Consider the following 13,603-nt stretch of genomic DNA (forward strand, 5'->3'; position numbering starts at 1 on the left):
TGGTCGCCCACGAGGAGGTGAGTGCGATGTTCCCTGCCCCCGCCCCGGCGGACCCGCCCGGGACCAGCCGCAGCACGTCGGCGACCATCCAGCCGAACATCCTGCGCTATCTCGTCATCGTCGCCGACGCACGCGGAGTCGATCTACGGCCCCTGCTGAGCGAGGTCGGCCTGGACGAGACGCTCATGCGCTCGGCCGCGCTGAGGGTGTCGTACCGGCAGGGCAGCGCGGTGATCCGGCGTGCGGTGGAACTCACCGGGGACGAGCGGCTGGGCCTGCGGGTCGGCGCGGCCCAACACCTCACCGCCTGGGGCCTGCTCGGCTTCGCGCTGCTGGCCGACGACACACTCCGGCACGCCATCGAGACCGGCGTGCGCTACCAGAACCTCTCCGGCGCGATGACCGTGTGGTCGACCGGAGTCGGCGAGGACGGTGCCTTCGTCCTGCGCGCCGACCTCCCCGACCCCGCCGTCGACCCGAGCGTGGCGTCCTTCCTGATCGAGGAGGGGTTCGCCTCCGTCGTCACCCTCTCGCGGCTCGCCGTCGGCCCGGACTTCGCCCCGCGCGTGGTCGAGTTCTCCGTGCCGCCACCCCGCCAACACGAGCTCTACGGCGCCCTGTTCGGCTGTCCGGTCCGGTTCCGCGCCCCGACCGACCGCATCGTCATCGACCCCGCCTGGGCCGCTGCCCGGATGCCCGGCCGCGACCCGGTGACCTACGCCTCGACCCTGGAGACACTCGACGCCCAACTCGCCTCCCGCACCGACCAGCAGGACCTCCTCGAAGTCCTGGAGGTGTCCGTCGCGCAGAGCCTCCCGGTGATCCCGTCCTTCGGCGAACAGGCACGACGGCACGCGACGAGCGAACGGACACTGCGCCGCAGACTCGCCGACTGCGGCACGACGTACGAGGCCCTGGCCGAGGGCGTACGCCGGGAACGTGTCGAACAGCTGCTGCTCCGACCGGAGTTGACACTGCGCGAGATCGCCCGCCGCGCCGGATTCTCCGACGAACGGGCCCTGCGCCGCGCGGTACGCCGCTGGCACGGCAGCTCTCCGGGCCAGCTGCGGGAACAGCTGCTCCGGGCGACGGCGCACCGCGAGTGACCCGGTCAGCGGGTGGTCAACGGGTGTGGATCCAGACCGTCTTCTCCCGCGTCCACTGGTCGAAGGCGTTCGTCGACTTCTCCACACCCCCGAACCCGGACTGCTTCCAGCCGCCGAAGGGGGTGGTGATGTCGCCCTCGCTGTACGCGTTCACGGAGACCACGCCCGCCGCGATGCCCCGGGCCAGCCGCAGCGCGGTGTCGAGGTCGCGGGTCCAGACCGAGGCGGCGAGCCCGTACTCGGTGGCGTTGGCCATCCGCACCGCTTCTTCCTCCGAGCCGAAGGTCTCGACGGTGACCACGGGACCGAACAACTCCCTTGTGAGTACGGCGCTTTCGGCGGGGGCGCGAGTGATCACGGTGGGCGGGTAGTAGGCACCGCGCGCGGGCAGCCCGTGGGGGAGTCCCGCGGTGTGGATCTGGGCCCCGGCCGCCCGGGCGGCATCCACGGCACCGGCGACCCGGTCGAAGGCGGCGCGGTTGATCAGCGGTCCCTGTTGAGTGCGCGGGTCGGCCGGATCGCCGATGGCGAGATCCCTCGCCGCGGCGGTGAACCTCTCCACGACCTCCTCGGCGATGCTGTGGTGCACCAACACCCTTGAACCGGCGGTGCAGTTCTGCCCCATCGTCAGGAACGCGGCCTCGATCATGTCGCCGATCAGCGCGTCGCCGTAGGAGAGCGCGTCGGCCATCAACACCTGGGGGCTCTTGCCGCCCATCTCCAGGGAGACACGCTTGAAGTTGCTGTCGGCGGCGGCCTTGAGGATGTGCCGGCCGGTGGCGGTGGAGCCGGTGAAGGAGAGGGCCTGGACGAGGGGGTCGCGGGCGAGGGCAGCGCCGGCCTCGTCGCCGTAGCCGGGGAGGACCGTGAGTACCCCGTCCGGTAGGCCGGCCTCGGTGGCGAGAGTGGCCAGGTGGAGGGCCGAACGGGGGGTCGCCTCGGCGGGTTTGAGCAGGAGGCAGTTGCCCGCTGCGAGGGCGGGGCCGATCTTCCAACTGGCCATCGCCAGCGGGTAGTTCCAGGGGAGGATCGCCGCACCTACGCCGACCGGTTCGCGGGTGATGAGGCCCAGGCCGTCGGGTCCGCTCGGTGCGATCCGGCCGAAGACCTTGTCCGCCGCCTCGGCGAACCAGCGGATCGACTCGATCGCGCCCGGCACGTCCCCCGTACGGCACTCCGTGATGGGCTTGCCCGCGTCCTCGCTGTCCAGCCGGGCGAGGAGTTCGGCGTCGCGTTGCATGAGGTCGGAGAGGCGGAGCAGTACGGCGGCACGTTCACGGACGGGCCGGCGTGACCAAGTCCCGGTGTCGTAGGCGAGTTGGGCCTGTTCGGCGGCCTTGGTGACGTCGTCGGCGCTCGCGGCGGGCAGGGTGGTGATCGGTTCCCCGGTGGCGGGGTTGACGATGGTCAGGGTCTCGTTCGTGGTCATGCCTCCTCCACCAACTCCCAGCGTCCGTCGGTCTGTCGGGCCAGGCCGCGGCGGCGGAGTTCCTCCAGGTAGCGGGCCATGCCGCGGTCGCCGCGCCTGCGGAACAGGGGGAAGATCCTGGGCAGCAGGTTCGGTACGAGCATCGCGAACCGCACCAGACGGGACTCGCCGGAGCGGGGGTAGGCCTCCAGGCGGGGCCTGTCGAGGAGGCTCACGACGGCCGTGACGACGTTCGCGGGCTGCTGCGGCTGGTCCTGGAACTGCATGGAGTTGCCGCCGTCCACGGCCTCCTGGCGCAGCATGCGGGTGTCGGTCGCCGAGGGCAGCACCGACCCGGCCAGGATGCCCTTGCTCCGCAGATCGAGGCCGATGGCGAGCATCGCGCCGCGCAGCCCGAACTTGGACGCCGTGTAGATCGGCGTCTCGCCCAGCGGGAAGATCCCGCCGAGGGAGACCGTGGTCACCACGCGGGCATCGCGCGAGGCCTTCAGCAGGGGGATCGCGATCCGGGTCGTGACCAGCGGGGAGGTCAGGTTGAGGGTGATCTCCCGCTCGATGCTCTCGACGCTGCGGACGTCGAAGCGCTCCGAGCTGGTCATGCCCACGTTGTTCACCAGCACGTCGATGCGGCCGTAGACATCGGCGACCTGCTCGAACAGCCGCTCCAGGTCGGCGCGTTGCATCAGATCGCAGCCGATGCCGGTGTGGCCGAGACCGGGTAGCTCAGCGGCCACCTTCTCCGCACGGACCCCGTCGATGTCCACGACGACACAACGCGCGCCGCCCGAGGCGAAGCGGTTGCACAGCGCGCTGCCGATGCCGCCCGCGCCGCCGGTGACCAGCATGACCTTGTCGGTGAAGTCGAACCTCCCGCTCATGCCGTCGCCTCCACGCGTCGGGCGGCGGACCGCACCGGCGGAGCCTGGCCCTCGGTGCGCCAGCCCATCTGGCGGGCGACCTTGCCGAGGTACTTCACGAACGCCCCGCTGTCGACGTAACCGGTGTGACGCGGCGAGGCGACGAACTTCAGCCCGCCGGAGAGGTCGGGTCGGTCGGCGCGGATCATCTGGGCGAACCGCTCGGCGTTGGGCAGACCGTGACGCGCGTCGTTCAGATAACCGGCGATCAACTGCGCCTGGCTGTCGAAGAGTTGGTACGCGCCCGAGTTGGTCTCGACGAACCCGATCCCGAACAGGCCCTGGTGCTCGCGCGAGAACGACGACAGATACAGGTCGGGATGCTGCTCGTCCCCGAAGTACCGCTGGGCGACCGGGACTTTGTGGACGTAGCCCGTCGCCAACAGGACGAGATCGAAGTCGTCGCTCGTGCCGTCCGTGAAGTGCACGGTGCTGCCCTCGGCGCGGGCTATGCCGGGCCTGGCGGTGATGTCGCCGTGCTGGAGGTGGTGGATCAGCATCGAGTTGATGGCCGGGTGCGTCTCGAAGAGCCTGTGGTCCGGCTTCTGCAGGCCCAGGCGCGTCGGATCGCCGTTGACGATCCGCAGGAGTCCGCCGAAGACGCGCTGCGCCAGCCACATCGGCAGATGCGGACCGCTGTTGGCGATGGTGTCCACCGGGCGCCCGAACAGGTGCTTCGGGATGAACCAGTACCCGCGCCGCATGCTGATCACCGCGTGGTCCGCCGTCCGGGCCGCGTCGCACGCGATGTCGCAGCCGGAGTTCCCCGCACCCACGACCAGCACCCGCTTGCCCCGCAGCTCCTCCGCGCTGCGATAACCGGCGGTGTGCCGGACCTCGCCGCTGAACTGCCCAGGAATCTCAGGGATGTTGGGGTGCCACTGCGAGCCCGTGCACACCACGACCTGCCCGTGCAGGCTCTCCTGCCCGTCGGCCCGGACGACCGTCCAGGTGCCGTCCGCGTTCTTCTCGACGCTCTCCACCCCGACGCCGAACTCGATCCGGTCCGTGAGCCCGTAGGCGTCGGCGAAGGACCGCAGATACGACAGGATCTGCCGGTGCGGCGGATAGTCCGCGAAGTGGTCGGGCATCGGGAAACCACCGAAGCCCGAGAGGGTCCTGCTGGAGATGAAGTGGGCCGACTCGTACATCGGGCCGCCCGGGTTCTCGATGTCCCAGATACCGCCGAGCCCGGTGTGCCGCTCCAGATGCGTGTACGGCAGCTTCCGCTCGGCCAGGGCCCGGGCGACGGCCAGTCCGGCAGGCCCCGCCCCGATCACACACGTGTCCAACTGGCTGTCTTCCTTCACGAGCCTGCCTCCTCGTTCGTCCCGTTCGACGGGTGGTGGAGGAAAACGTATGCACTCCCTGAGCTGCGGGAACTGACCCGCGCGGCCAGGGACCGGACCTCAGCGGCCGTGGCGCTGTCCCGGGCGCCAGGCTGCGCGAATCCCGACTTGTTCGGACGACTTGTTCGGGAGACTCAGTCGATATGATGGGGTCATGGCTCACGTTTCCGCGGCCGAGCGCCGCCCCCAGCTCATCAAAGCGGCCATCGACTTCATGACGAGGGAGGGGGTCGCGGCCGGCAGTACGCGTGCCATCGCCGCCGAGCTGGGGGTCGCCCAGGCCACGGTGCACTACACCTTCGGTACGAAGGAAGGGCTGTACCTCGCGGTCATGGAGCAGCTCACGCAGGATCTGGTGGCCCAGGTCGAGCAGGCGGCGCCGGCCGACGGAGGGTTCGAGGAGACGGCGAGCGCGTTGGTGGCCGCGCTGTGGCGGACGGTGCGTGAGCAGCCCGAAAGCCATCAACTCCTCACGGAACTGACCCTGTTCGCACTCCGCTCGCCCGCTCTGAGCGAGGCCCTCGAAGCCCACTACCGGGGGGTGACCCAGGTGACCGCGAAGCTGATCACCGAGGCGGCCGAGCGCGCCGGCCAACCCCTAGCCCAGCCCGTCGACGCGATCGCGCGGTTCTTCCTCGCCGCCTTCGACGGGCTGATGCTGCAACACCTCGCGCTGCCCGACGAGGAGGCCGAGCGCACCTGCCTCCAGGCCTTCGCGTCCGCCGTGGTGGCGATGGCCGGGGGACGGCTGGAGCTGGTGGCGGTACCGGTGAGCTGACGCGACACGCCAGGGGCGCCGCCCAACCCATATGCGACCTTGTCATACGACAAGGTCGCTTGTTTTTGTCGCCTGAACATCGCCTCTGAGCTGGTCTTATGGCGGGGGAGACGTGCGTCACGGTTGAATGACTGGGTCGGTCGACTTGAGCGAGTGATAAAGTCCGGCTCATCGATCGGGACGCCCCTCGGCGCGAGCCCCTCACGCGGCCGGCGTCCGGCTGCCGTCCGGTCGGTGTTCCCTCCCCTTCCTCCGCCCCCTTCCAGGGAGTTAGTCATGGCTGTCCTGCTTCACCGGCTGGGCCTCGGCGCCTACCGGCACCGCAAACTCGTCCTGGGCATATGGCTGTTCGTGCTGGCCGCGCTCATCACGTGCGTCGGCGTCTTCGGCGGCAAGCTCGACGACCGCTTCTCGGTGCCGGGCACCGAGTCGCAGCGGGCCTTGGACAGCCTGAGCAAGACCTTCCCGGAGGCCTCGGGCGCGAGCGCCCAGATCGTCTTCACGGCACCCGAGGGGCACCGGATCACCGAAGCCCCGTACCGCGCGGTCATCGCCAAGGCGGTGGCGGAGACCCGGCAGGCGCCCCAGGTCAGCGGGGTGGTCGACCCCGGTGCCTCTGGCGCCGTCTCCGCCGACCGGACGACGGCGATCGTCCAGGTCCAGTACCGCGTGCAGACCGCGGAGGTCCGGACCTCGTCCGTGGACGCCATCAAGAGCGCGGCCCACGCGGCGGAGCGGGACGGGCTGCGGACCTCGGTGGGCGGTTCCGTCTTCAACAGCAACGGAGTTCACATCGGACCGTCGGAGATCATCGGCGTGGCCGTGGCGCTCCTCGTGCTCGTCGTCACGTTCGGTTCGCTGCTCGCCGCCGGCATGGCGCTGCTGCCCGCGCTGATCGGGGTGGCGGCCGGACTCACCGGACTGCTCGCCCTCGCGCCCGCGGTCAGCATCTCCTCCACGGCCGTCACGCTCGCCCTGATGCTGGGCCTGGCCGTCGGCATCGACTACGTCCTGTTCATCCTCTCCCGCCACCGACAGCAACTCGCCCGCGGAACCGACCCGAAGGAGTCCGTCGCGCTGGCCGTCGGCACGGCCGGCAGTGCCGTGGTCTTCGCCGGCGCCACCGTGATCATCGCGCTCGCCGCGCTGAGCGTCATCGGGATCCCGTTCCTGACCACGATGGGCCTCGGGGCAGCTGGAGCCGTGCTCATCGCGGTGCTGGCCGCGATCACTCTCGTCCCCGCCGTCGCGGGATTCGCCGGTACGCGGCTCGCCCCCAAGCCCGGCAGCCGCGCCGCCCGGCGGGCCGCCGACGTCGAGGGAACCACCGGTGCCGAGGGAACCACCGGTCGCACCAGCCTGGGCGCCCGCTGGACGAAGTGGGTCATCGCCAAACCACTGCTGACCGTGCTGGCCGTCACCGGCATCCTGGTCACCCTCATGCTGCCCGCCGCCGACCTGCGCCTGGCCCTCCCCGACAACGGCTCCGCCCCGCACGCGTCCACCCAGCGCACCGCCTACGACACGATCAGCGCGAAGTTCGGCCCCGGTTTCAACGGCCCGCTGCTCGTCCTGGCCGAGACCAACGACCGTACGGCCGCAGCGAGTTCACGGGCCGGAGCCCAAGTGGCCGCGAAACTGCGCACCTTGAAGAACGTCAAGGCCGTCCTGCCGCCCGAGCCCACCAGCGACCCGGCACAGAGCGTCGTCACGGTGCTGCCCAACTCCGGTCCCGACAGCGTCCGTACCGACCGACTCGTCCGCGACATCCGCGCGGTCGCGTCCGACCTCCGTGCCACCACCGGCGCGTCGATCGCGGTCACCGGCACCACCGCCGTCAACATTGACGTCTCCAACCGCCTCAGTGACTCCCTGCTGCCCTTCGTCGCCATCGTCGTGGGCCTGAGCCTGCTCCTGCTGATGATGGTCTTCCGGTCGCTGGTCATCCCCGTCAAGGCCGCCGTCGGCTTCCTGCTCTCGGTGGGTGCCTCGCTCGGCCTGGTCGTGGCGGTCTTCCAGTGGGGCTGGCTGGCCGACGTCCTCGGCGTGCCGCACAGCGGTCCTGTCGTCAGCTTCCTGCCGATCATCCTGATCGGCGTGCTGTTCGGACTGGCCATGGACTACGAGGTGTTCCTCGTGTCCGGGATGCGCGAGGAGTGGGCGCACACCGGCCGGGCCCGCCAGTCGGTCGTCGACGGCGCGCGGCACGGCGTGCGGGTCGTCACCGCCGCCGCCCTGATCATGTTCACCGTCTTCGCCGGGTTCTTCCCGCTCGACGACTCCCTCATCAAACCCATCGCGTTCGCCCTGGCCGTCGGCGTGGCCATCGACGCCTTCGCCGTCCGCATGACGCTCGTACCGGCGGTGCTCGCCCTCGCGGGGCGGGGCGCCTGGTGGCTGCCGGCCTGGCTGGACCGCCTGCTGCCCGACCTGGACGTCGAGGGAAGCAGCCTTCAGAAGGTCGTACCGGCGGACAGTGAGGAACCCGAACCCGTAGGTGCGGGTGGTGTGCGTGGGAACTCCGGGGAGTGATGGGCCGTTACCCAAATACCGTGCCTTGGGGCGGAGTTGAAGAAGATTTCACCCGACCCCTGAGTCCGGAGCCCCCTTCAGTCCCGAATCCGGAGGCCCGAGCGATGACCCGGATCCACCCCCACGCACACCCCCAGCCGCAACTCCACCCCACCCGGCGCGCCCTCCTCGGCGGCGCCGCCCTGACCGCCCTCGCCGCGACGACCGGTACCGCCACGGCAAGCGCCAACTCATCGACAGCCCCGGCCAGTTGGCCCACGGAATTCTCGCTGCCCAACGGTTTCCTCCCCGAGGGCATAGCCATCGGCAGCAGGCCGTACGCCTACATGGGCTCCCGTGCGAACGGCGCCATCCACCGCACCGACCTGCGCACCGGCGAGGGCGAGATCTTGTCGGAGGGTGCCACCGGCCTGGTGTCGGTCGGCCTGAAGCTGGATCACGACGGCCTGTTGTACGTCGCCGGCAGCACCGGAGTCGCGAGAGTCGTCGACTCCCGCACCGGTGACGTCCTGACGACCTATCAACTCACAACCGCCACAGGCCACTTCATCAACGACGTCACGCTCCTCGGCGACCGCGCCTGGTTCACCGACTCGCTCGATGCCGTGCTCTACGGTGTCCCCCGCGGCCGTGCGGGCGAGGTCACCGCTCTTCCACTCACCGGCGACTGGGTGCAGACGCCCGGGGTGAACAACGCGAACGGAATCGTCGGCACCCCGGACGGGCACGGGCTCATCGTGGTCAGCAGCAACCCCGGCAAGCTCTACAACGTGTCCCTCAAGACCGGCCGCGCCACCGAGATCGCCCTGAGCGGCGCGACCGACGTGGCCAACGGGGACGGGCTGTTCCGGATCGGCCGGACGCTGTACGTCGTCCAGAACCGGCTGAACCGGATCAGCGTGTTCGACCTCGACGCCAAGGTCGGCACCGCGACCCTGCGCCGTACGATCACCGACCCGCGCTTCGACGTCCCGACGACCGCCGCCCGTTTCGGCAACCGGCTCTATCTCGTCAACGCCCGCTTCACCAGCCCGCAGACGCCGGACACGACGTTCACCGCTGTCTCCGTATCGATCTGAGGCGACAGTGGGCGGGGCCCCGAAGTCGCGCAACGGGGCCCCGCCCATGGGTAGTTCGTGCTTCAGCGGTTCGGTGCCGGGTCAACTGCCGTCACGACGACTGCCGTTGGCGTCCCTGCGGTGGTGCCGGAGGCGGTGCTGCCTCCGGTCACCGGAGCCGCCGTAGACGAAGAAGCCTGTCGTGGGCGGCGCAGCAACAGCACGCACACCAGGGCCGCGAGGAGAGTCAGCGACCCGGCGACCACCAGGCACAGCCGCATGCCGTCCAGGAAGGAGTCACTCAGTGCGGCCAGGGCCCGGCCGGTGTTCGGGCCGAGGTTCATGTGGGCGACGGCGCCGAGGCCGCCCGCGTCGGCGGTCGAGACGATGTTCTGCCGCGTCGTACCCGTCACCCCGGCGTCGGTGAGGTGGCCGGGCAGGGTGTCCAGGGCCTTGGTGGTGAGCAGGGCGCCCAGGACGGCAGGGCCGAGCGCGCCGCCGACCTGGCGGAACGCGTTGTTGCCGGCCGCGGCCATCCCCGCCTGGTGATACGGCACGGAGGCCACGGCGGTCGCGGTCATCGGTGTCATGACGGTTCCGATGCCCAGGCCGAGCAGCACCAGCCGCCAGGCGATGGACGCGAACGAGGTGTCGGCGTCGACGCCGGTCAGTGAGAACAGCGCGCCGGAGATGAGCAGCAGACCGCCGGTGATCAGGACGCGCGGGGTGACCCGGTGCATCAGCCGACCGACCGGCTGGCCGACCACGATCGCCGCCGCGGTGACCATGAGCAGCCGCAACGCCGCCTGGATCGTGTCGAGTTGCTGCACCAGGCCGAAGTAGAGGCTGAGCAGGAAGAAGAAGCCGATCAGCGCCAGAAAGGTGATCATCGCGACCAGTGTGGTGGCGGTGAACGCCGGACTGCGGAACAGCGTCAGGTCCAGCATCGGACTGTCGCTGCGCCGCTCGGCGAGCACGAACGCGACCCCGCCGACCACCGCGGTGAACAGCGCCACCATGACCTTGACGTCCGTGAAGGAACCGGCGCCGCCCTCGATCACGCCGTAGACCAGCGCGGTGATGGAGAGGGCGGCGGTGAGCTGGCCGGGCCAGTCCAGCTTGCGGCCGTGCGGGGCCCGGGAGTCGGGCAGCAGACGGGCGGCGACGCCCAGCGCGATCAGCGGGACGGGCACGGAGATGAGGTAGATCCAGCGCCAGGCGGCGTGGTCGAGGATGACTCCGGCGATCAGCGGGCCGACGGCCAGCGCCGCCATCAACGCGGTCGCCCACAGGCCGATGAACTTGCCGCGCTCCCGGTGGTCGGGCACCGCGTCGCTGATCAGCGCCAGGGTGGTCGGCAGCAGGGTCGCCGCGCCGAGACCGGCCAACGCCTGGCCGAGCCACAGGACTTGGACCGACTGCGCGGACAGGGCCACGGCCGCACCGGCGGCGGCGAACAACAGGCCCGCCTGGAACACCTTCTTGCGCCCGTGCACATCGCCGAAGACACCGGCGGTGAGAATGAACGCGGCCATGGGCAGCACGAACGCGTCCTGGACCCAGGACAGTTGGGCGGTCGACGCGTTCAGCGCCGTCTGGATGGCGGGCAGGCTCACGGCGACCGTGGTCACCGGCAAGTAGGCGACGAAGACGCCGAGGCAGGCCATGACGAGGGTGGCCGCCCGCCGGTCGGGCCGCCCGCTCGCCGGGGTCGTGACGTTCACGGGGAACTCTCCTTCTCGAATGCGGTGCCCTCGAACTCGAACAGGCACGCGTCCAAGGATCAGCTCCGGCATGGACAATCACCAACGTACGACCGGGAAGCGGCGAGAAACCTCTACCGCGGGCCTCTTGGGTGCGACACTTTCCTCATGATTGACGAAGTCGACGGGAAAATCCTCCGCGCGCTCCAGTGCGCGCCACGCGCCTCGTTCCGGCTGATCGGCGAGGTGGCCGGGGTCTCGGAGCAGACCGCCGCCCGTCGCTTCCACGCGCTGCGCCGCTCCGGGGTGATGCGGGTGGTCGGCCTGGTCGACCCCGCCGTTCACGGTGACGCGCGCTGGGTCGCCCGGATCCGCTGCCGCCCCGACCGGGTCGGCCCGCTCGCCGACGCGCTGGCCCGGCGGCCCGACATCGCCTACGCGGGCCTCGCGTCCGGCGGTTCGGAGATCATCTGTGTCATCAGCGCGCCGGTGCACGTGACGCGCGACGACGTCCTGCTGCGTCAACTGCCCCAGTCCGCATCGGTACTTGACGTGACCATCGACCTGCTCATCCACCCCTTCGGCACATCCGGACCGAGCGACTGGACGGGCTACGGCGGTCACCTCACGCCCGAGCAGATCCGTCAACTCATGCGCGACCGGCCCGACTTCCCCACCGGACCGCCCGTACGCCTCACCGACGAGGACACCCCGCTGCTCGACGCCCTCGCGGAGGACGGCCGCGCCACCCACACCCAACTCGCCGACGTCACCGGCTGGTCCACGGCCCGCGTGGCCCGCCGACTGGACGCCCTGGAGAACTCGGGGGCGCTCGCCTACGACGTCGAACTGCTCTCCGCGCGCCTCGGGTTCGCGCTCAACGCCACCCTGTGGCTGCGCGTCGCCCCGGCCCGCCTCGAACGCGTCGGCGAGGAACTCGCGGACCACGACGAGGTCGCCTTCGCCGCCGCCGTCAGCGGCGACTCCAATGTCATGGCCGTCGTCATCTGCCGCGACACGGAGCACCTGTACCGATACCTGACCACCAAGGTCGCCGCCGTCGCGGGCATCGACGGCTACGGCGTGAGCATCCACGTCCACCGCCTCAAGCAGGCCACGTCGCTCATCTCGCGCGGGCGACTGGTGCCCCCGGCGTTCGCGTAGGGCGGCCGGAACGCACCGAGCCGGACCACCCGCGGTGGCGGATGATCCGGCTCACAACTGCCGTACGGTGCTTGGTACTTCGTAGCTACGGCGGCGGGTCGGTGCTTCGGGTCAGCGCTTCGTGTAGATGAAGCCGACCTTGTCCAGCTCGTCGCCGGAGCGCCCGTGGAAGCCGGCGATCTGCCAGCCGGACGGCGCGGTGCGGGTCACGCAGTCCGAGGTGGTGGTGCCACCGGCCAGGGTGTTGCCCAGGTTGGTGGTGAACTTGGCGTAGAAGATCCGCGTGGTGTCGTTGTACTTGCTCTCGCACAGGTACGCCGACGTCACGTACTCGCCGCTGCCCAGCGTCAGCGAGGACGCGGTGCCGCCCGTGCCGCCGTGGGTGAGGGTGGTGCCGTTGGCGAGGGTGATGCCGACCTGGTCGACGCGGGAGCCGGCCCGCAGCGAGATCGTGGTGGCGCGGGCGGCGGCCGGGACACTGTTGATGTCCTGGTAGTAGTCGCCGTGGGGGCCGCCGAACTGGTCGCTGAGCTGGTAGTCCGCGCTCTGCGACCAGGTGAAGCCGACCGTGATCGGGTCGTGGTCGGAGAGCATCAGGCCGTCCGACGTCAGGAACTTGGCGTGCTCGTTGTTGTACGACGTCGCGTTCAGCGTGACCAGCTTGCTGCTGCGGTAGAGGACCTTGTCCACGACCTCGCAGGTGTTCGGGACGGTGGCCCCGGTCTGGTCGCACACCAGCGCGTCGCTGCCCTTGACCGGCGCGACGCCGCCGCGGATCAACTTGACCCAGGCGTCGGTGAGTCCGTTGGCCGCGCCGAACTCCGCGATGGTGTCGGCGGAGCGGGTGTAGCGGGTGTTGGTGTCACCCATGACGACGACCGCGTTGCCCGCGGAGTGCGACTGGATGAACGTGCTGAGCTGGCTGAGGTTGTCCGCGCGGGAGGCCTCGTCGCCGTCGTTCGTACCCGCGTTGGTGTGCAGGTTGTAGAAGTCGACGTACACGCCCTCGGAGAGGCGCTCACGCATGAACGTGAAGCCCTTGGGTGTCAGGCAGTCGCCCGAGTCGATCTGGCAGGAGTTCCAGTGGACGCGCTCGAAGTCGTCGCCGTCCCAGGCGTAGTTGGAGACGGTGTTGAGCCCGCTGCCGATACCGGCCCCGCCGCTGGTCGCGGTGCGGTACGGGTGGGTGTCGGTGGAGTACAGGTAGGCGTGGTAGTTGAAGTCCTCCTGCACGTTCACGATGTCGTACGGGGCGATGCGCGTGCCAATCGCGGTGGTGCTCGTGTCCCGCGGCGTCGAAGCGCTGGACAACGACTCCGGGAGCCCGGCGACGTTGTAGCTGAGCACGCTGAAGCTGCCCGACGTTGCGGCGGCGGCCGGTGTCGCGGCGGCCACCGTGATCCCGCCCAGGGCCGCGGCTGCGGCCGCCAGACAGGCGAGAAGTCTGCGCATGGGGAAGTGCCTCCTGCGGAGTGACAGAGGGGGAGGGTGATGCGGCGAGCATGTCAAAATGTAGCGACAAGCGCTTGCTATGACTCCCCTTCGACCGCACCGAATCAGGAATTCC

The 13,603-nt window shown here is 70.2% G+C and carries 10 protein-coding genes; 5 read left to right on the forward strand and 5 right to left on the reverse strand.

The window, feature by feature from the left end; all coding sequences use genetic code 11:
• Positions 1-26 precede the first annotated feature (26 nt).
• Positions 27-1,106, forward strand: coding sequence for an AraC family transcriptional regulator (locus tag OG496_RS48285; RefSeq protein ID WP_405975415.1), 1,080 nt, complete (start codon positions 27-29; stop codon positions 1,104-1,106).
• Positions 1,107-1,122: 16 nt separating this feature from the next.
• Here the strand turns inward: OG496_RS48285 and OG496_RS48290 are convergent, their stop codons facing one another.
• From OG496_RS48290 to OG496_RS48300, 3 genes are read right to left on the reverse strand one after another with little or no spacing between them, the layout of a single operon-like run.
• The gene (locus tag OG496_RS48290) at positions 1,123-2,535 is read right to left on the reverse strand and encodes an aldehyde dehydrogenase family protein (RefSeq protein ID WP_405975416.1); all 1,413 of its coding nucleotides are present in this window, start codon (positions 2,533-2,535) and stop codon (positions 1,123-1,125) included.
• Positions 2,532-3,413 (reverse strand): SDR family NAD(P)-dependent oxidoreductase, encoded by an 882-nt coding sequence (locus OG496_RS48295; protein ID WP_405975417.1) that lies wholly within the window; start codon positions 3,411-3,413, stop codon positions 2,532-2,534. The genes OG496_RS48290 and OG496_RS48295 overlap by 4 nt, the downstream gene beginning before the upstream one ends.
• Entirely contained in the window at positions 3,410-4,762 is a 1,353-nt protein-coding gene (locus tag OG496_RS48300) for a flavin-containing monooxygenase (RefSeq protein ID WP_405975418.1), read from the reverse strand. Before OG496_RS48300 ends, OG496_RS48295 begins: the two co-directional genes overlap by 4 nt.
• A 193-nt stretch (positions 4,763-4,955) precedes the next feature.
• Between OG496_RS48300 and OG496_RS48305 the strand changes: the two genes are divergently transcribed.
• From OG496_RS48305 to OG496_RS48315, 3 genes are all read left to right on the forward strand, one after another.
• Complete coding sequence (locus OG496_RS48305; protein ID WP_405975419.1) at positions 4,956-5,579, forward strand: TetR/AcrR family transcriptional regulator; 624 nt, start codon at positions 4,956-4,958, stop codon at positions 5,577-5,579.
• Positions 5,580-5,855: 276 nt separating this feature from the next.
• A complete protein-coding gene (locus tag OG496_RS48310; protein WP_405975420.1) occupies positions 5,856-8,111 on the forward strand; it encodes an MMPL family transporter in 2,256 nt (751 codons plus the stop codon).
• A gap of 104 nt (positions 8,112-8,215) precedes the next feature.
• On the forward strand, positions 8,216-9,190 hold the full coding sequence (locus OG496_RS48315) for an SMP-30/gluconolactonase/LRE family protein (RefSeq protein ID WP_405975421.1): 975 nt from the start codon (positions 8,216-8,218) through the stop codon (positions 9,188-9,190).
• A gap of 62 nt (positions 9,191-9,252) precedes the next feature.
• Here OG496_RS48315 and OG496_RS48320 read toward each other — a convergent pair whose 3' ends face one another.
• On the reverse strand, positions 9,253-10,893 hold the full coding sequence (locus OG496_RS48320) for an MFS transporter (protein WP_405975422.1): 1,641 nt from the start codon (positions 10,891-10,893) through the stop codon (positions 9,253-9,255).
• A 147-nt stretch (positions 10,894-11,040) separates the two neighbouring features.
• On the opposite strand from OG496_RS48320, the gene OG496_RS48325 reads away from it, so the two are divergent.
• Positions 11,041-12,036, forward strand: a complete 996-nt coding sequence (locus OG496_RS48325; protein ID WP_405975423.1) for an Lrp/AsnC family transcriptional regulator — start codon at positions 11,041-11,043, stop codon at positions 12,034-12,036.
• 111 nt (positions 12,037-12,147) lie between these two features.
• On the opposite strand, the gene OG496_RS48330 is transcribed toward OG496_RS48325, so the two are convergent.
• Positions 12,148-13,488, reverse strand: a complete 1,341-nt coding sequence (locus OG496_RS48330; protein WP_405975424.1) for a jacalin-like lectin — start codon at positions 13,486-13,488, stop codon at positions 12,148-12,150.
• Positions 13,489-13,603: the final 115 nt, after the last annotated feature.

It is taken from the genome of Streptomyces sp. NBC_00988, from assembly GCF_045162645.1.
Taxonomy (GTDB): Bacteria; Actinomycetota; Actinomycetes; order Streptomycetales; family Streptomycetaceae; genus Streptomyces.